The 19,349-nt window shown below is 47.0% G+C and carries 18 protein-coding genes; 3 read left to right on the top strand and 15 right to left on the bottom strand.

The annotated features are described in order from the left end of the window. Positions 1-414 precede the first annotated feature (414 nt). From QUB04_RS11485 to QUB04_RS11415, 15 genes are all read right to left on the bottom strand, one after another. Positions 415-687, bottom strand: coding sequence for a hypothetical protein (locus QUB04_RS11485; RefSeq protein ID WP_333284253.1), 273 nt, complete (start codon positions 685-687; stop codon positions 415-417). Continuing rightward, complete coding sequence (locus QUB04_RS11480; RefSeq protein ID WP_333284251.1) at positions 680-1,267, bottom strand: hypothetical protein; 588 nt, start codon at positions 1,265-1,267, stop codon at positions 680-682. The genes QUB04_RS11485 and QUB04_RS11480 overlap by 8 nt, the downstream gene beginning before the upstream one ends. Further along, entirely contained in the window at positions 1,258-1,521 is a 264-nt protein-coding gene (locus QUB04_RS11475; protein WP_333284249.1) for a hypothetical protein, read from the bottom strand. Before QUB04_RS11475 ends, QUB04_RS11480 begins: the two co-directional genes overlap by 10 nt. Beyond that, on the bottom strand, positions 1,521-1,742 hold the full coding sequence (locus tag QUB04_RS11470) for a hypothetical protein (RefSeq protein ID WP_333284247.1): 222 nt from the start codon (positions 1,740-1,742) through the stop codon (positions 1,521-1,523). The genes QUB04_RS11475 and QUB04_RS11470 overlap by 1 nt, the downstream gene beginning before the upstream one ends. Further along, on the bottom strand, positions 1,742-2,251 hold the full coding sequence (locus QUB04_RS11465) for a hypothetical protein (protein ID WP_333284245.1): 510 nt from the start codon (positions 2,249-2,251) through the stop codon (positions 1,742-1,744). The genes QUB04_RS11470 and QUB04_RS11465 overlap by 1 nt, the downstream gene beginning before the upstream one ends. Beyond that, positions 2,248-2,733, bottom strand: a complete 486-nt coding sequence (locus QUB04_RS11460; RefSeq protein WP_333284243.1) for a hypothetical protein — start codon at positions 2,731-2,733, stop codon at positions 2,248-2,250. The genes QUB04_RS11465 and QUB04_RS11460 overlap by 4 nt, the downstream gene beginning before the upstream one ends. Beyond that, a complete protein-coding gene (locus QUB04_RS11455; RefSeq protein WP_333284241.1) occupies positions 2,730-3,605 on the bottom strand; it encodes a BRO family protein in 876 nt (291 codons plus the stop codon). Before QUB04_RS11455 ends, QUB04_RS11460 begins: the two co-directional genes overlap by 4 nt. Before the next feature lie 230 nt (positions 3,606-3,835). Further along, positions 3,836-5,269 carry a hypothetical protein gene (locus QUB04_RS11450; RefSeq protein ID WP_333284239.1) on the bottom strand — a complete coding sequence of 478 codons (1,434 nt, stop codon included), beginning with the start codon at positions 5,267-5,269 and terminating at the stop codon, positions 3,836-3,838. A 388-nt stretch (positions 5,270-5,657) separates the two neighbouring features. Further along, on the bottom strand, positions 5,658-7,265 hold the full coding sequence (locus tag QUB04_RS11445; protein ID WP_333284388.1) for a diguanylate cyclase domain-containing protein: 1,608 nt from the start codon (positions 7,263-7,265) through the stop codon (positions 5,658-5,660). 14 nt (positions 7,266-7,279) lie between these two features. Beyond that, positions 7,280-8,167 carry an alpha/beta hydrolase gene (locus QUB04_RS11440; protein ID WP_333284237.1) on the bottom strand — a complete coding sequence of 296 codons (888 nt, stop codon included), beginning with the start codon at positions 8,165-8,167 and terminating at the stop codon, positions 7,280-7,282. Between the two features lie 251 nt (positions 8,168-8,418). Next, the gene (locus tag QUB04_RS11435) at positions 8,419-8,691 is read right to left on the bottom strand and encodes an EAL domain-containing protein (RefSeq protein ID WP_333284235.1); all 273 of its coding nucleotides are present in this window, start codon (positions 8,689-8,691) and stop codon (positions 8,419-8,421) included. 127 nt (positions 8,692-8,818) lie between these two features. Next, positions 8,819-9,055 carry a hypothetical protein gene (locus QUB04_RS11430; RefSeq protein ID WP_333145573.1) on the bottom strand — a complete coding sequence of 79 codons (237 nt, stop codon included), beginning with the start codon at positions 9,053-9,055 and terminating at the stop codon, positions 8,819-8,821. 556 nt (positions 9,056-9,611) lie between these two features. Then, positions 9,612-11,174 carry a circadian clock protein KaiC gene (kaiC, locus tag QUB04_RS11425; RefSeq protein ID WP_333284233.1) on the bottom strand — a complete coding sequence of 521 codons (1,563 nt, stop codon included), beginning with the start codon at positions 11,172-11,174 and terminating at the stop codon, positions 9,612-9,614. A 347-nt stretch (positions 11,175-11,521) separates the two neighbouring features. Continuing rightward, positions 11,522-11,836 carry a circadian clock protein KaiB gene (gene kaiB, locus QUB04_RS11420; RefSeq protein ID WP_006632119.1) on the bottom strand — a complete coding sequence of 105 codons (315 nt, stop codon included), beginning with the start codon at positions 11,834-11,836 and terminating at the stop codon, positions 11,522-11,524. 188 nt (positions 11,837-12,024) lie between these two features. Next, positions 12,025-12,960 carry a circadian clock protein KaiA gene (locus tag QUB04_RS11415; RefSeq protein ID WP_333284231.1) on the bottom strand — a complete coding sequence of 312 codons (936 nt, stop codon included), beginning with the start codon at positions 12,958-12,960 and terminating at the stop codon, positions 12,025-12,027. A gap of 396 nt (positions 12,961-13,356) precedes the next feature. Here QUB04_RS11415 and QUB04_RS11410 point away from each other — a divergent pair, with 396 nt between their 5' ends. The 3 genes from QUB04_RS11410 to QUB04_RS11400 all read left to right on the top strand — a co-directional run bounded on the left by QUB04_RS11410 (position 13,357) and on the right by QUB04_RS11400 (position 19,280). After that, positions 13,357-16,611, top strand: a complete 3,255-nt coding sequence (locus QUB04_RS11410; RefSeq protein WP_333284229.1) for an ATP-binding protein — start codon at positions 13,357-13,359, stop codon at positions 16,609-16,611. Between the two features lie 358 nt (positions 16,612-16,969). Beyond that, complete coding sequence (locus QUB04_RS11405) at positions 16,970-17,851, top strand: tetratricopeptide repeat protein (RefSeq protein WP_445301046.1); 882 nt, start codon at positions 16,970-16,972, stop codon at positions 17,849-17,851. A gap of 235 nt (positions 17,852-18,086) precedes the next feature. After that, positions 18,087-19,280 carry a glutathione S-transferase family protein gene (locus QUB04_RS11400; protein ID WP_333284225.1) on the top strand — a complete coding sequence of 398 codons (1,194 nt, stop codon included), beginning with the start codon at positions 18,087-18,089 and terminating at the stop codon, positions 19,278-19,280. The last annotated feature ends 69 nt before the right edge of the window (positions 19,281-19,349 follow it).

Genomic DNA, 19,349 nt, shown 5'->3' with positions numbered 1-19,349 from the left:
GAAACGCCTGACACACGCGGATAGGACTACAAACCTTACCCACGCCAACTCTTCCGCCTCAATATGCCCAACCCTGGGAAACCGCTCGCCCCAGAAATGCTTCAGAAACCACCGCAACCATACCCGCCACTCTCGGCGGATTTGTGCTTTTTCTTTTGGTGTTAGTGGGGGCAGGATGGGCATAGGGATATTTTACGGTGCTGGCTCACTTCGTCAAAATGGGCAACTTTTCGTCGCAACACTTCTTAACTTTTTGGAAACCTATTAGGTTTGCGTGCAAAAAACGCTTAAAAACGCCCCTAAATTAAGCCTTCTAAGTGATGGGTTTGCTCGGCTGATTGAATATTATCTCGCACGTTGGAAATTCGTGGCCGGGAGGCAGACCGTAACCAGCCCCTCCCTTTTTTTTGGCCGCTACCGATCGCCCTGACCACCCAAAACCGCATCCCACGGTCGAGGTTGTGGTTCCCCTGGTGTTGGCGGGGCTACTACCCCAAGCTGAGGCAATTGCAAGTCGTTGAGGTAGTAAGCGTACTGATTGTCCTCCCCTCGTTGCGGGTAAAACTTGCCGTTAGTTTTCCAAAAGAAATCTTTACCTCGCAAAACCGCCAATACTAACTCTATTTCTGACTTAGTACCAGTCAATCTTAGGGCTGCTGCTGTTGGTATATTCGGCTGTCTAGTCATCACCTTCCCCCTTCACAAACGGCATCAAGAATTCATACTCAGCCTTCGCGTCCCGGTAGGCTTGGCTACTGCCGGCTGACACTCCCCAAACTTCTTTAAGGATTTTATTTTTGCCGGTGATGCCTTTCGCGTGACATTGCAGAATTAATTCAATTTGTTCGCGCTGCCTAGTGGATAGATTCACCACTGCGAGTTCGCCAGAATTGCTAGAAGTATGATTCAGCAACAGTTCTAGTGATTCTTTTATCGAATTTAGTTCTGCCTCTTTTTCGTCGGTTCGTTCGTCTGTTGCCAGAATTTGTTCGGCTTCCTGCTGTCTTTGTTGCTGGGAAACGTAGGCTGATGTACTAATTTCATCAATTACATCAGCAGTAATGGCGCGAGTTTTGATTTCTTCAATTTCACTTTCTTCTGCCAATTTACGGGCAATATTTCCCGCAGTGATGGCACAGGCAACAGCGCCACACAATGACAGCCCCTGCATAGATTTGTGCCAGCCGATACGCTTATCAAGTGCAGTCAGAGGAGCCAACCATAAGGCTAATGCAGCCCCGCTCAATACCCACATCTTTAACTGCATAGAAATACCCCCGCGCCAATAACAGCCATTGCCAGCGCTGTCAGTAGTAAAGCCTGCAAGTTCGCCACGGAAATCTTGAGCCAGCCACTAACCGAAAAATCTAGGAGCCAACACAAACCCCATAAAATAAATGCTGCTGCTGCCAAAAATGCGATCGCTCTTTGCGACATCGGATGCAACGACGCTATCCACCCCAAAAGAGAGGAAGCGGCGCACCCGGCAATGAAATAGTTTGCCAAGCTTGCCGCTCTCATTAGTGTTTACCTCCTAACACGGCATCCCACGGGCGAGGCTGAGGGGTAGGTAAGGCGGGGGGACGGAAATTCTCCAAGGTATAGGAGCATCGGTTGCGCCCAAAAGGGGAATTTGATATTTCCACAAAGTGGGCCAGGTCAAAGGTAAAACCGTTAGCTCGTAAAGCTTCTACCAATTTCTTCACTTCTTTTTTGTTGCCGGAAAGCCACATATATTCCATTAGCTTGCGCCTCCCGTCAGTTTGGCTTTTATCGCATCAATCCGAGTACGCGCGTCGCTGTCAGCCTTATCAATCCCTAAACCCAGCCGCGCATAACCGGGTCGGAGGTTATGCAACTTTTTCGCCAAACCAGCGTTAGCGCGTATCTTGCCTAGCTCATTCTCAGCAACTGCGCCCTCATATTTGCGGTGTTCTTTGTGAACTGTTTTGTCAGCCACTTCAATCTTGCTCAAAGCTTTGTAAGCGCGTTTAGACTGCCGTGCACCGTCTGTTTTCTCCTTTGCCAAATCCTTCATTGCGTCCGCTTCTTCCTTTGTGAAATAGCGCGGTGCTGGCACAACTGGAACACTACGAACTGAGTCAAAGTTACCAGGATTGGACGGCGTTATAACGCTTGTGTCAGTGCTTGCCAGAACTTTTGATTTGTCAATAGCGTGTCCGCCGTCGTTGCTGGCAGTAAGTTTTCCAGCATCAGAATTGCCGCCAAAAAGGCGTAGTTGTAAGCTCATAATTTTGTCCCGATTTGAATGTTGATGCGAACTGGGGAGGGAAATAAATTCAAGGGATTGATTTGTCGCCACATAGACATTGCCAGCACAAACACTCCCGCCGATGCGAGTACAAGTGCGATGAGTTGAGAGAAGTCAACCCAGTCTAAAAAGCTGGTGGAATTCTGGCGGGTGAAACCGCACACAGGGAACGAACCGTCGTTAGTCCAATCTAGGGTGTCTACAGTGTCTATATTCACTGTGTCAAGCGGTTCAGATGTCGCCTCTACACTGTCTACGTTTATACTGTCTACAGTGTCTACATTCACTGTGTCAAGCGATTCACCGTCAACGAGGTACAGTTCTAGCAGCGCTTCCCACGTAGCAGTTTTAGAAAGCTTCCCGAACTGCTTGGCGTCTTCATTGGTGAAGCCACGGTCATAGGCGATCGCCTTTAATTGGTCAATGCGACGGTAGCTAACGATGGGTTTAGTCAGGGTCATACTTCGCCATCCCCAGTTAGCGCGGACTTCTGCACGTATCCAATTCCCGACAAGTAAGTACATCCATGTCGCGCGGTTGCACCACGTTCCGTGTACCGCTGTCTCCGAAGCTTGGGGAAAATCTCACAAAATCTCCGGTACACCTGGTTAATGGCTTTTACAGGGCAGTCGCGTTTGTTTGAGAGTTCACGCCAAGTTAACTTCTCTTTGCCCTTGACAGTCTCAACTTTCAGTACCCCAGTTTTGACGTACCAGTCGCGCAATTGCTGCCAGAGGTCAATAAGGTCAATTCGACTATCGGGTTGATATTCCAAACCGACTTCACGGACAAATTCCATCAAATGACTGGTGCTGCGCGGTGTCCACTTGGGCTGCTTCTTGTCCTTTGCCTTGGTTTTACCGAGGCTAGCTAGGGCTGTTGCCAGCATTTTTTGCTGTTCTGCCAGCATTTTTTGCTGTTCGTTGATGACATCAACTTGGCTCTGTGCAAGCTCTATGAACTGAGATAATTGGGGGTCAAAAACCTGTTCAGTGGAATGAGAATAGCTTCCTGTTCGACGGATGCTAGGTAGCACTTCCTCAAAAACCCAGACTCGGAACCGTTGAGCCGCTGGCTTGTCCGATCGGAAAATGAGCTCATAAAGACCTGGCTCTGTCACGGTGAGCATTTGTTGCTGACCTCCAAGGGTATGTATTGAACACATACCCTTCCAACTGTCAGGCATCTTCGCAACCCGACGGCTGAGGGTACTCTGGTCAATACCTAGAACAGCACCCACGTCAGCGGCTATCCACTCAGGGGTATCGGTTGAACCGATACCCTTTACCTTGATTTCTTGACCCTCAAAATCGAAAATTGATAGTTCAGTCATTGCAAAACCTCGCAAACTCAATCATTAAGAGTTGCGATCGTCCGCAAAGACAACCGTCTAAAAATGTCATAATTTATCGGCTCCAACCGTTGTACCTGAACGTTTGGGGAAGTCGTGGTTTGGCTAGCATTGCAAGTGCTCGTCAACCGCGCATCAATCTTCCTTAGTTACTCACGATTGCAGACTTACAGTTCCTTGTCAACATAGGGACTGTAAAGTTTTGTTTCAAATTATTCGGTGAGTAATTCCATCACTTCGTCGGGCGTAATGCCGTAAATAGCGGCTAGCAGCTTGATACTTTTTCCGTCACTTCCCAACTGTTTAAGCACCCCGATTGCACTACCCAAAGGAATAGCTTCCTTCGTAGACTGAGTTAATAAATCAATAGTTGTCTCAGTGTTAGCGCGACGCTTGTAAACAGTTTCATTCATCTGTGGTGAATGCCCCAGACTTTTAGCTCTTGTTTCCTGAGACATTCCAGCCATTTGACCACTGAGATTAGCGAGATGACGTAAAGCGTGGGTTTGAGTAAAACCTTTATTCCATCTTCTTAAAATATTTTGGGCGCGGTCACTATACAGTCCAGCAATTGTTTTCGGATTACTTGATAGCGTACCAATCTCAGGCAATTGACCTGACTTAATTTCTAAGCATTCTATCAAGTCGAGATGAGTAGGAGGAAGCATCGGCACACACAGTCGGTAGCCAGTTTTAGTCGTCGTATCGAGCAATGTCCTGTCACCCACTACAGCAATCATCTTTATATTGCTTGGCTCAATCAGTGCCGGGATAATAACGCCGTCCTTTGTTTTGAAAGGTTTGTCAATGTTCTGAATAGCAAACACTTCATGAACCCGAAAGCCATACACCATCTGCATTGAGAACACCCACAGCCACCGTTTGCGCGATTCCAGATGGTATCGCTTATCATCTGAGACACTGAGAACCTGAATGCGAAGCTTGAGAAAATCATCAACTGATAAGGTTTGAAGGTCTTCCCGAAATTCTGTTTGCGTACCGTCAATCTCTTTAAGTCTACCCAGTAACTCAGTATCGCCAATAGTCTCGGCTAGTTTTTTCATGGCACACAAGCAGTTCTTAAAGCATTTAGTTCCTTGCTTCTTAATGTGAACGACAGCCAAAATATCCCCTGAGTTTATAATCGCCTCCCTGGGTAACAGTTTAAAATATTGTCCGTAAACACATCCCCAAGAGCTTTGATGGCTAGCATTATTCCTGTCACGTTTTTGGCGGCGTTTAGTACGTCCCTCCCAGTATTCTTTCTCTACTTTTGCTATCGCCTCACCAAACGTCATCAAATCATTTTTGATAACATTTTTATCCAAAATAACATCATCATACCAGGCTAAAAATCGGCTCTCGCTAGAGAATGATTGCAAAGCGCTAGCAACTAGATGAGCTTTCCTCAGAGCATCTGTGATACCTTGCATCGTCAGGTAGCACCCACAAGTTTTGTTGACCCGCTTGTCACCTAACTTGAATTGCAGCGTTATATAACCACCGCTGGCTTTCCTGTCTCTTTTTAGCCCTACGCCCTTGGGGCATTCTTTCTGTGCTTGTTGAAAGTAGTCTAGAATCCGCTCGTAACCAACAAGGTAGTCTGCGGTGGTACTTGCAGTGACAGGATTAGATTTTTCGCTCATCTTTCGCTCCCTACTCTGATAGCGCTGAGTTTGACTGATTCACTCAGCCTACAGCAAGTCGCTCAGTGTTCGCTCAAATCAAAAACAGGACTTTCAGAGTGGGTGCAAAAAATGGCTAGAACGACGGAAACTCGTAATTCAAGAGCGAGGCTTTGATTCAAATCCCTCCGTGCTCATTTAAATTTATACAATGACCACGAATTTCTTGATGGTACCAGCCACGTGATTTATCCGTGGAATCAATCCAAAATCGCAAATCGAAAATCCTCAAGCCCCCGCATTTATCCGTGGGGTCGCCTCTAAAATCTAAAATCTAAAATCTAAAATCGATTGACTGACTTTGAGAGACCGGGGACAAATTTTTGTCCTCGGTATCAATTATTGTGATTTAAGCCCCAGTGTCAAAAATCGAGTCGCCGCTGTAGTCGCAGGTTGCGGACTGATTCCGCCCCTGTTCCTTAGCACGGTAGAGTGCACGATCGGCGATCGCAATCAAGTCAGCCGATGATAGTTCCGCAATCGGAATCAAGTTGGCGATACCCATACTAATAGTAACTACATCGCTCACATCAGAGGTTTTGTGAGGAATATGTAAAGCTTGAATAGCAGCGTGAATCCGTTGGGCCACCGAACTCGCTCCTTCAATATCTGTATTAGGCAAAATGATGGCAAATTCTTCCCCGCCGTAACGCGCCACCAAATCCGCCGGACGGTAGACCACTTCTTGCACAGTCTGAGCAAGTTTGAACAGACAATCATCCCCCATTTGATGACCGTAGCAATCATTATAACGTTTGAAATAATCCACATCAAATAACAAAAGAGAAATAGGTTTTTGTTCCCGGTATAGCCGCTGCCATTCATGCTCTAAGCGGTCATTAAAACAGCGGCGATTAGCAATTTGAGTTAATCCATCAATATTTACCACTTGTTCTAAGAGGTGAGTAGCGCGGGCTAGTTCTTCGTTAGAGAGTGCCAGTTGTTGATTAATTTCTCTCATGCGCGCTTGGGCCTGCTGCCTTTCTGCCAATTCCTTCTGCAACTTCTGAAAAATATCCGCTTGTTTAATTGCGATCGCTAACTGATTAGCAATCTGTTTAACAAGGTCAATTTCAAATTCTTCCCATTGCCGAGGAGCAGAACATTGATGAATACATAACAACCCCCACAAATCTTGTCCATTGAGCAACGGCGCAACTAAATTAGCCCGAACCGGAAATTGTTTCCAAAGAGCGCGGTAACAGTGTTGAAGGTCAATATTATTGATATCTTCAACTACCTGCATTCTCCATTCTTGATATGAATCAGGATATGGTTCACCACCACACGGGTCGTTAAATTGATTTTTGCTTACCAATTTACATCCTTCGCCTACGGATTCTGAAACAAACTCACCATATCCAAAATTACTATCAGGATCTAACTTAAATATGCCGACGCGCTCCGCATCAAGAAACAGGCGAATCTCCTGCGAAGCAATCTCAAAAATTGTAGACAAATCAAGAGATTGACGGATGTGTTGAGTAATCTCTTGAAGTAATATCGCCTTGTCGTACTGTTTCCGCAGGGCGATTTCCGCTTGCTTTTGGGCGAGAGTAGCTGCCTCGGCTGCTTTTTTTGCTTTAATAATTTCACCTTCGTACAGGATACGCTGGCGGATACAGATCAAGATGCAATCGTTGACGAAGCTTCCTCGCTTCTCCCGACGCACAGCGTTGATCAGCATGGGTATATCACTACCCTGCTTCGACCTTAATGAGAAGTAAATTTCCTCTACTTTACCGTGGAGCTTCAACAGGGGGAAGAAATGGGTTTGACAGAAAATCCGGCTGGCGATCGGCAGAATGGATTCCATTTTCTGTCCCCGCAGTTCATCGGTTTCGTGTCCGAGTAATTGCAGTAATGTGGCGTTGACCATTAGGATCGTACCATCGTCAGCAAACGAGAGGAATCCACAGGGTGACGTGTTTAGTAGCTCGTCTATCTGGTAGGTCATGTTTGCCATACAAATCAGGTAGTATGAGGTGCACTCAAATACTCCTTAATCATCTCGATCGTCTCTTGTGGATGACTCATGTGCGGGCAATGTCCCGTAGCTTTCATCAGCCGTAGCGTACTTTTAGGCAGGTGGCGGTGGAGATAATGCCCTACCTCGGTGGGAGCTACCATGTCATCAGTACATTGCAATATCAGTGAAGGTACTGAGGCCTTCGGTAAATCACTGCGATTGTCAGAGTAAAAAGTTACCTCGGCAAAGCGACTTGCAACCACCGGATCGGTGGAACAAAAACTTGCCTCAAGTTCCTCACTTAACTCTGGACGCTCCTCATTCTGCATCACCATTGGCGCCATAAAGCTTGCCCAACCAATGTAATTTTTCTCCATGATATCGAGGAGATCCTCAATATCTTTGCGCTCAAACCCTCCGTAATAATTTGGTAAATCATTCATGTAGCAGGGTGAAGGCCCTACGAAAATCAGGCGATTAAAGTAATTAGGAGCTTGAATTGAGGACAGAAGGCCGATCATACTGCTGACAGAATGGCCGACAAAAATCACATCAGTCAAGGCCAATTCTTCACAGATATCGAGGACATCCTGAACATAGCCAGTAAGGTCGCTGTACCGTTCAGGACTGTAGGCACTAATGTCAGACTGTCCCGAACCTACATAATCAAATAGGAGGATTTTGTAGTCCTTCTCGAAGGCCGATGTTACGAAACGCCACATATTTTGATCGCACCCAAATCCATGAGCAAACATCATGGTCTGGGTGCCTTGTCCAAACACTTTCATATTATTTCGTAAGAGAATTTTTTCAGTCATTTGAGCAACACGAGCATTAAATTGATTATAAGACTTTTGCGCGCTTTCATGAGGGAGGATTGCTGATTCCAAAGAGTGGTAGACAACAATTCAGGATGTCGGATTAATTGAGTGGCAACCTCAGCACTGACAGGCTGGCTAAACATATAACGGGAGCATCTCAATGAAAGCAGCCCTCCGCTAGAAATTGGAGTTAGGAGTCAGGAGTCAGGAGCCAGGAGAAAAGAGTCAGAAGGAAGAAGGAAGGAGCCAGAAGAAGTGTTTTTACAAATATGAGATGCTCCCCATATAACGCTGGCGGATTTCACAGCCGATGCTTGTAACTATTGCCATTGCGCTGGGGTTTCAATTCCTTCGGCAATTGCGATCGGATTTAAGCGATGTACCATTGCAACTAGGGCTTTGGCAATTGAGCGAGCGATCGGATCGCTGGCTAAATCGCACCCAAATAAGCGAGTAAATTTGAGCGACTTCACGGGAACCTTTTTCAGATTGTTAAAAGCAGCATAGCGAGTCCCAAAATCATCGACAAAAATCCCCATACCATGCTCCGATAATTGGCTCAAAAGATTGTAGGTAATCTCAACATTAAGCATCCTTGCCGTTCCCGTAATCTATAGCTAGAGATATTTCGGTTTCTTTTCGGTGCGCTCAACAATGCGATCGCTCTTAGCGATTAAAGTCGGTTGGGTGAGTTGACGTGCCGACAGATTCACCGCCATATTAGGAAGAATTAGTCCTGCTGCTAGCCACTGCTGATATTGCCAGCAAGCTTGCTCTAAAACCCATTTGCTCTTCGGGCAAAATCAATCCAGTTTTTTCGGCGATGGGAATACATCGATGGCGATGAATCCAACCTAGTTCAGGAGAATACCCTCCTACTATAACTTTAACACGAGCAAGGCTACCTCTTTGCCAATATAGCTGAGGTTGATAGTACAGCAAGTATTGGCTTTCCAAGCACAATTCCAGAGATTTGCGATCGCCAAGGTAATGATTTTTGATAATAAAATTAGTCTTAATATCTTTGTAAAGGCAATCCCCCGTGGTTCCGCTAATCTAGGGGTAGTAGGGATAGGCACGACGCGGCACTAAGCTGCTAGGCCAGAAAGATTTTCTGGTATGTTCTAGAATCGGATTGGGACAGAATTTGATGATTTTTGAGATGTCATTGAAATATACAATTTAGAGGCACAACAGCTTACCCCTAGATTTTCACCACAACCTATAGCGGTTCTCAAGCGTGGTGAGGTATGCCCACGGAGGCCTATGCCCACGGAGGCCTATGCCCTATGCCCATGAGTACCTCATATGAGAGCTCGAAAGGCTATATTTAGTGGGATTGCTACAGCAAAAGGCGCTGATGAAGAAGGCAATAAAAGCTCATATTTTAGCACTTAAAAACCTCCCAAACATTGTCGCGGTTGCTATAAATGTTCACAAAGTCCTCAAATTAAAAAAGTTGGGTTTCCTCGCTCAACCCAACCTACTTTTAACGACCAATCACTGCTAACTCTCAAATATCCTCATCGTCTTCACCTTGCACACCCTGGAGAATCCGCGATAGCTCACTCTTCTCATTAATCGTAATCCGACTAGGAGAACCGCTGATAATCCGTTCGTAACCACTGAACGAATCTTTAATTTGTGGCCCTCTTTCAGTAATTGTGTATTCTCGAATTCCTTTGTCGTGCCACGAACCGCGCATCTTAAACACATTAATTGCCCGCGACATTTCTCCTCGAATCTCTACATACTGCAGCATGATAATCGTGTCAGTAATCGTAGAAATATGGGAGTCCGTAATCGAATGAGCACCCATAAACTGGTCGCTTGTATTTGTGAAAAACCCGGTTATTTCTTCCTGCTTCGCAAAACCTGTCACTCCGATCACAAATTGCCTGAAAGCATTATTGCTGACACCCCTAGCTAACGCCGACAGCGAGTCTATAGCAATTCGAGAAGGTTTGAACTCAGCAATTTCTGATTTAATACTCTGCAAGTGGTCTTCCAAACCCGCCGATTCCGGGTAAGTGCACAGCAGCTTCAGCAGTCCTTTCTCTTCCATTTCCTCAAAATCAATGCCCCAAGAATAAGCATTGCGGAACAACTGAGCCCGCGACTCTTCATAGGCAAACAACAGCGCCCGATTGCCGTTCATACAAGCATTCTGCAAGAACTTGCTCACCAACAGCGTTTTGCCGGTTCCCGTTGCACCCGTAGCCAAAATAATTGAGTCTTTGAAGAAGCCGCCACCGCACATCTCGTCGAGAGTTTTATCGCCCGAAGAAACCCGCACGTTTGAAGACTTTTGAGTTAATCGCATCGCCCCCAATGGGAAAATATTAATTCCGTCATTAGTCATCGTAAAAGGATATTCGCCCTTCATGTGAGTTGTACCGCGCAACTTCAAAATTTCGATGGTGCGGCGGCGGCGTTCTCCTTCCAATACGTTGCGAACAATCACCACATTATCCGACACAAACTCTTCCACTCCAAACCGAGCCACCGGGCCGTATTCTTCCACCCGTTCCGTAGTCATAACTGTAGTTGCTCCTACTTGTTTGAGGCGGGCAACTAAGCGAAAAATTTCTCGGCGCACCACCGATGCAGCGTCGTACTGCTGAAATACGGCTGTCACCGAATCTATAGAAACCCGCTTGGCTTTGTATTTGCGAATGGCGTACTGAATTCGCTCGATTAAGGCTGATAAATCAAAATTTCCTACGATATCTTGACCTTCCGGGTCGGGGGAAGCGTCCAAAATAAATAGCTTGCCTTCCTCGATTAACTGTGCCAGATCCCAACCGAAACTGCAAGCATTTTTAATAATATCTGTCGGAGATTCTTCAAAAGTTACGAACACTCCCGCTTCGTCAAAATGGGTAATTCCGTTATAGAGAAATTGTACGGCAAATAAAGTTTTTCCCGTTCCTGACGTGCCGCTGACTAGGGTGGTTCTGCCGAGTGGCATTCCGCCGTGACTGATGTCATCGAAACCCTCAATCATCGTGCGAATTTTTTCAACTCCTGGCGTTACCAATCCTTTTCGTTGAACCGTTTGACTAATTTCATTCATGTCGATTTTTGTCAACTCTCAGTATTCTTTAGTTGTCACTCATTAACCGCGGATCATGAGTCTTTGTACCCAGCTTTTAGTTTTGGCTCTTGCTCAATAACTAATGACTGCTGACTGCTGACTAATGACCCCGCCCAAAAACCGATACCGTGCCACGTACTCCTGTCGTGGAAAGATAAAAATTTTAGACTTTTGTTCAACCTCCCAGATTCATCTGTTGAGTAAATCTAAAATCTAAAATCGTTCGACGATCGCGCGACTCGACGCTTCGACGCTCGCGCTCGCCGAACGTTTCCCGCCAAACCGAAGTCTCAAATCTAAAATCGACTGACTCTCACCTGATTATCTTATGAATTCAGGTCTTCTTCGCGAAGTTCTTCATAGAGCAAATCTAATCCTATCAGAACTTTCTCGCGATCGGACAAATCGCCAATAATTTTTCGCACCGGCGGCGGCAGGATTTTGGCGAGCGTCGGGGTTGCCAATATTTTGTCCTCTTCTGCTAGCTGAGGATTTTTGAGAACATCTATGACTTTCAGCGCGTAGACTCCTTGAAATTCTTGTTCTAGGATGTCCTTTAGGGTTTTCAAAGCTCGCACTGAGTTGGGAGTATTCCCCGCAACGTACAGCTTCAGAACGTAGGTTTTCTTCAGAGGACTCATGAACTTTTTTAAATGTTGAGTATTAGTTGTCAGATGTTAGTTGTAGTTGTTATTTGTCTTAAATCCGCTGTTCTTTGTTATTTTATAATAATTGCTGCCTCGCGCTCGCGCGGCCGTTGGTCGGCGCCTTTCTTTTTTGTTAGATTCTACCTTCTACCTTTTCTTTCTTAAATTAGGCCGAATCCCTGCTACATTCTACCTTGAGATGTTTCTTTCGGAATCGATCGCCGATACATCTCGCACATATGAGCGATCGCGTCAATCAGGGTCAAACGGTAATCAAGCAATATTTCCTCGCTGCGTCCTTCTAATTTTAGCTGTTTAGCAAACTCGTCCATCAATTCCATGTGAATTTCTACAATTTGAGTCACGGGAACGTCAGCAAAAAAAGCCAAATTCACAAATTCATCTATTTGATTGTTGACCGCAGCATCTTGAGAAAAATAATTCAAAACGATGCCGCGATAACTAGACTTGAGTTGCTCCAAAAACTTTTGTTTCTCTGGGCCCGACAGATTTCTCAAAAAAATCTGGGAATTTCTTTTATAATACACACCTAAGTATCCTAATCGCTCCCGTAATTTTTCCGCCAGCCGCCGCTGCTGTCGGCTGAGCAAACTTTGAGCCGTCAATTGGGCTGTCGCATCAACCGTTACGGATTGGTAATTGACAGGAACCGGAGTTGAAAGTTTCAGAAATTGTGCGATCGCCCGATCGATACCAGCAGCTATTTCGCTTGATCGAGCGATTGCCAGTTGCACCTCAGCAGGGTGATAAAAAAAAGCACAGCTTTCGTCTTGACTCTTGTTGGCGGTACTGGCTGCGGCCTCAAAACCATCTGAATATGGTGCTTCGGGTCTGCCATCTACCGGCGCGTGAGGCGAAAAAATTACAGCAGGCAAAAAGAGCGATCGTTCTTGCAGCTTGCCCAGAAGCGATCGCAGATCCCCATCCACCTCCAAAACCAAACAATCAAGGTGATAATTGTGCTTAAGGAACCCCAAAAGCTCCACTGCCGACTTAATGTGCGTTAAAGTATAGCGTTCGGCTCTCAAAAGCTCGATCGCAGAGGCTGCGATTTCCTCAGAGCGGACAAAAATACCGATAGACAGTTGAGGAAGCAAAGCTGTAGGTGCACCACCTAAGTTGCCTGAAAGTGCTGGATCGCTCAGAGTTGATATCTCCTTTACAAAAAACTTAACATTTTAACAATCATCTCAACATTTATTTTAACCAATCTTAACCGCAAAATAAGTGATGCGCTTCTACCAGAAGAAGAATCAAAGTCTACTCCGTGGTTTTTGTGTCAAGCACCCTGAGCGTGATTTCTGCAATTAAGCTTAAGCCTTAAAATAATTGCTAGTCGCCTCAAATCAGGTGTAGGCATCGGACTCCCCGGTCTCGGTGCGGATACCGAGCCTGATAGCGAACTGATATAAAACAAATAAGATACAGAAATTCGCAGCTACATTGAGCATCAAAAATATTACTGCTCTCGCGAGCAGACTCTCAGGTTTGTTATGCCAGTCACCACCCCCAGTCTCAAAAATTTTATCGAGCCAGTGCCGCTGTGCCTCCAAACGGCAGCGCTAGCATCGCTGCAGTCAATTTTCAGATCCTGCAACTGCGATCGAGTCGCAGTAGTCAACGAACAGTTACAGCCGCTGGGATTAGTGTACCTCCGCAGCCTTTGGGCTTGGGGAGCCGATCGCACAAACGACGGGCAGCAACCTTTGTCAGAAAGCTCGATCGCGATCGAACCAGTCAGGGCATTACCCGCCGCTATGAGCGTCAGCGAATTCTGGCAGTACCTGCAAACAGAGGAACAGAACACCCCAGCCCGGCCAAACCGTCAAACCGCAGGCATTTCCTCAAACAACCCGATCGCCCTCACAGATGCCAGCGGTCAATTTTTAGGAATGCTAGACAGCCTGAGCCTGCTGCAATTCGCCGCACTTAACAGCAGCTCTCTCAGCAGCCTCCCAGAGCAGGCAACAGCCGTCAAAGAAATCGAATTAAGGCCGGTTTCCGAAGCCATCGCCACGGCCCTAGGCGCTCAAGTGCGCTTTCTAGAAGCAGGATTGAAACCTTCGGAAAACCTGAACTCCCTAGTTGAACTGTTGGAAAAACTGCCCCTGCCCCTGAGATTGCAAACCCCTACCGCACAAATAGTCAGCCAAAACGCAGCGTGGCGGATGTTGCTGGGAGCAGGCCCAGAACCAGTTCCAGAACCAGCAGCAAATTTGGGTAAACACTCGCCCCGCAAACCAAGCAATTTAACAAGCGAATACAATAGCGTGCAGTTAGAGGCCATCACCAAAGAGTCCAGGAGCCTAGTAGGAGCAAGTAGATCGGACGATTCCCTGCGGGATAGCTTCGCCGCGCGTGATTCAACCGCAGCCGCCAGTTGCCCGCTGCCCCTGTACGCTGCCGCCTCCCCCTCAACATTAACCGCTGCAGCTTGGTGTCCTATGGCCGGCAAACCAGACACCTACATTTGCGAGTGCCCGGTACAAAAAGGTCAAGAACGGATCTGGCAATTTGTCAAACAGCCACTCTCAGACAAGCTAATTTTAGTAATGGGACAAGATGTCACCGAAGAACATTTAGTCGCCAAAGAACTAGCAGCGAAAAACGCAGATTTAATCCACCTCAACAGACTAAAAGACGAATTTTTATCCTGCATCAGCCACGAACTAAAAACCCCGCTCACCGCCGTCCTCGGTTTGTCCAGCCTCCTCAAAGATAAATTGATCGGAGAACTCAACGATCGCCAAACACGCTACGCCAAACTAATCCATAAAAGCGGGCGGCATTTGATGACAATAGTTAACGATATATTAGACTTGACCCGGATGGAAACCGGGCAGCTAGAACTAATTCCCGAACCTGTCGAAATAGCCTCAACCTGCCAAAGAGCCTTTGAACAAGCAAAACAACTGCAACAGCAAGAAGAAAAAAACCCTCCCAGCGCGAGCCAAACGGACGGTACAGCAAACGCAGAACCCTCCGCCCAAATAGAATTTACACTCGAAATAGAACAGGGACTGAGCCACTTAATTGCCGACGAACTGCGACTGCGGCAAATGCTGGTTAACCTCCTTTCCAACGCCCTAAAATTCACCGAACTCGGCGGCAAAATCGGATTGAAAGTAAATGTTTGGGAAGGCTGGATCGCATTCACAGTTTGGGACACTGGCATCGGCATCCCCGCCGACAAACAGCACCTGATATTTCAGAAATTCCAACAGCTAGAAAGCCCCCTCACCAGGCGCTTTCAAGGAACCGGACTGGGACTGGTACTGACTCAACGCCTAGCTAGGCTCCACGGCGGAGACGTTTCGTTTATTTCCTCCGAAAACCAAGGCTCTCAATTTACCCTGCTGCTGCCACCAAATCCTCCGGGAAACAGTAGCGAAGAAGTCCCGGCACCGGGAGCCGCTGAGGAAGAATTATTAAAACCCCAATATCCGACTCCGATCGCCAATTCTCGCTCTCGTTTAGTATTAATAGTCGAAGCAGTTCCCAAATATATCGAAGATTTAACCAACGTCCTCTCAGGTTTGGGCTACCAAGTAATAGTCGCCCGTTCCGGCACCGAAGCGCTGGAAAAAGCTCGCAGGTTCAGTCCCGAAGCGATTTTCCTCAACCCGCTGCTGCCGCTGCTGTCGGGTTGGGACGTGCTGACGCTGCTCAAGAGTGACCCGGATACCCGATCGATTCCGGCGATCGTCACGGCCACCAGAGGCGAAAAAGAACGGGCCAGTGTCAACAGGGCCGAAGGCTTTTTGAGCTTGCCGGTGGAAGAACCCGCTTTGCGGCGGCTGCTGACAGACTTGATCGGCCGTAATTCTAGTACGGGCAAAGTGAAGAGTTCTTTAACTGTGTTGTGGCTCAGCCCGCAAAACAGTTCGTCTCAAGGTTCCGCTTTACTGCTCAACCCCAACTACTGCCGGGTTTTAGAAGCAGACGACCTCGGCCAAGCAGAACTCGTGGCCCGAATTTGGCGGCCCGACGCGATCGTCTTGGATGGTACAAGTCAACTACAAAACCCCTTAGCTTTTATCGAACAGTTAAGTCGCTCTCGAAATTTGGGTTCTCTCCCCTTGGTGACTTTAGACCCCCGAACTACGCAACTGGCAAATCAAGTCAAAGGATTGTCGGTATTTCCCTGTTTAGCCACTAGCAGTCCCGACGACGGTGAAAATTCACCAACCGGGTTAATGCCAAGTGCTTTGTGGCAAGTAATTCAAGTTGCTGCGGGCATGAGTTGGAAGCCCAGCATTTTATTTGCCGACATTTCGACTTTACCCGATTTGCACTCCTCTTCTGGGGGGAACCCGACGGAAGAATTGGAACATGGCGATCGATCGACAAATGCCGAGATTCCCCTCCCCAATTCCCAGTTTTCTACTCCCAACTTTCAAGCTTTGATCCAGTACATCCACACCGCAGGATTTCGAGGGTCGATCGCTCAGAGCTGGACAGAAGTTTTGCAGCAGTTGCAATATCAAAGCGTTGACTTAGTTTTGCTGTGCTTGCGAGATGCCCCGTCAGAATCAACCGCTATGCTGCAGGCGCTATCCAACCTGCGCCAAATGGCAGTAAAACTGCCAATTTTAGTCTGGGATTATCGGTATGCCGTAAATTCGGAATCCGAGTCGATCGACTTTCTACTGCAAGAAGTATCTGCAAAAATTTTGCCTTCTTCCTTATCAGCAGCACAATTGTTAGATAAAATTCAACAGGCTTTATTAACTCACTCAAGCTCGTGAAAATGAAGGATTTACCAGGTTTGTAGTGCGGAATTAACTCGTTTATAAATCAGTAAAAATAAACTATTATTTATGACCTAAAACAGAATTTTGTAGAGCTTTAACTGACAACCGCGCAGCCTTATTTATTAACTGATTCAACTTTATAATAGCTCATAACTTAGCTTGTTTGTAGTGACCTTCTCAGTCGTCTCTAAAATAGTGAAGAAAAACGGCTATCCTGAGTGCAAACATAATTTGAGAAGTATTTAAATGAAAACCCAGAAGTGTTGCGAGTCAAGAAGCAATATCAAAACTCAAAAATATGAGTTATTATAGGCGATCGAGAAACCCTTATATTTTTTTCTGGGGCTGTACAGTGCCTAATCGCATTCCTTTAATATCTCTGCTACTCGCACTCGGTTTGTGGACAATGCCCGAGCCTGCTGTTGGACAGGCACTCCTGCCTTACACCCTGCAAATCGACTCGGCCCAACTCGAACAAACGGCCTTGAGCCTTGCAGAAGAAGCCGTCCAGCTAGCCAGACTCCAGCAGTACCAACTAGCGGTACCCAGAGCCGAACTCGCCACACAGTTAGCCCCCAAAAATGCTCAAACTTGGACTTTGTTAGGCAGCTTGTACCTTCAAGTCGAGCAGTTTGACAAAGGCATTGAAGCTTTAGGGCAAGCTCAATCTCTGTCGCCAGAAAATCCATCAATTAAATTTGTCTTGGGAGAAGCTTACTTTCGGAAATCGAATTACGAGAAAGCAGTTGAATATTTGCAAGCAGGGTTGAAACTAAAACCAGACACTCCAGGTGCATTATTTGATTTAGGCAATGCTTTTTATAAGCTAAAGCAGTTTGATCAGGCGATCGCCCAATACGAAAAAGCCTTTGCTTTAGAAAAAAACCTGTGGCCTGCTGTCAACAATATCGGATTAGTCAAATACGAAATGGGAGATGTTGATAGCGCCATCAAACGCTGGCAAGAAGCGATCGCGATCGACGACAAAGCAGCCGAAGCAATGCTAGCTCTAGCAGTAGCACTCTACGGCAAAGGCGACAAAGCAAAAGGCTTAGCGATGGGAGAAGCAGCTCTAAAACTCGACAAACGGTATGCTACCGTAGAATATCTCAAAGAAAACCTCTGGGGCGATCGTTTGATCGCAGATACCCAAAAGTTGCTAGCCACTCCTGAAATGAAAGCAGCACTGGCTAAAATTCAAGACGCCCCACCCCCTCCCCAAATGTCGCCTTAATTGTAGTTAAGTTTGTAGTGAGGACTTCAGTCCTCAAAGCCTTTTTTAACGGAGAACCAACTATCTTATTCACGACTAAGACCAAAAAATAGTTGAATGCGCTATCGGTAGGGGTAAGGTGCGCGCACAGCGCACCCTACAGATAGAGTTGGTGCGTAAGTTCTATTATTGCCACGAAGAAGTCGCTCTCTTCAATTCTCCAATCTAAAATCTAAAATCTAAAATCTAAAATCGCATGACCCCCCTAAGCTGGACAGAATTAGAAGCCCTCACAGACTTTGAAGTCGATCGCGTCAACGGGCCAACCAACGCCCAATCCCGCTTGCGCCTCTTCGGTAAAACCGAATCCGATGTGCGAGTCACTCTGTACCGCGATAACCATGCTTGGTGTCCCTACTGCCAAAAAATCTGGCTGTGGCTGGAAGAAAAACAAATTCCCTACCGTATTGACAAAGTTACCATGTTCTGCTATGGGGAAAAGGAAAGTTGGTACAAGCGGAAAGTGCCATCGGGAATGCTACCGGCGATCGAACTAGACGGCCGCATCATCACCGAAAGCGATGATATCTTAATCGCCCTCGAACGAGTCTATGGCCCCTTGGGTTTGGGCATGGAAAACCCCGCAGTAATACCCCTGCGGCGGTTAGAGCGACTGCTATTTAGAGGCTGGTGCTCTTGGCTGTGCTACCCAGCAAGTTCAGCCAAAGTAGAACAGCACAACCGCAACCAATTTATCAGCGTCGTCGCCCAGGTAGAAAAGGCTCTCGCTAGCACTCCGGGGCCTTATTTCCTCGATGAATTTGGCACTGCGGATGTCATCTTTACGCCCTACGTCGAACGCATGAATGCCAGTCTTTACTACTACAAAGGCTACTCGATGCGGGAAGAAAACCCGCGCTTTGCTGACTGGTTTGCGGCGATGGAAACCCGCCCTACCTATCGCGGCACTCAAAGCGACTTTCACACCCACGTCCACGATTTACCGCCTCAGATGGGCGGGTGTTATGAAAACGGCGAACCGCAGATGTTACTCAATAAAGCCCGCGTGGATAATGGGCCTTGGGCTGGACTGCCGGATGTGATGTATCCAGAACCGGAAACCTCCCGCGCTGAAGCACTTCACCGCGTCATTAAGCACCACCGCAACATCGTTCGAGTTAATCCTGCTGATGACAACTTATTTGATGAGGCTTTGCGTTGTGCTTTAACTTTGATGATGACTGGCGAAGTTTGTACGCCGCCGGCTGGTTCTGATGCGGCTTTGCGGTATTTGCGCGATCGGGTGAATGTGCCGCGCGATATGTCCATCTACGCCGCCAAGCGATTGAGGGAAGCGTTGGAGGAAACGGCGGCTTTGGTGGGTGATGGCCAAGGTTCTCCGATTCTGCTGAAGCATCGGCGAGATCAAGATCCGGCTAATTTTGTGTAGGGGGCGATCGCGTGTTAAATTAACTTTTGGTAGCATGGTTAGTGATTACTTTTGCCAGCGCGATCGCAT

Source organism: Microcoleus sp. D2_18a_B4 (assembly GCF_036702475.1).
Taxonomy (GTDB): Bacteria; Cyanobacteriota; Cyanobacteriia; order Cyanobacteriales; family Microcoleaceae; genus Microcoleus.
This window is presented reverse-complemented; position numbering and strand designations above follow the sequence as displayed.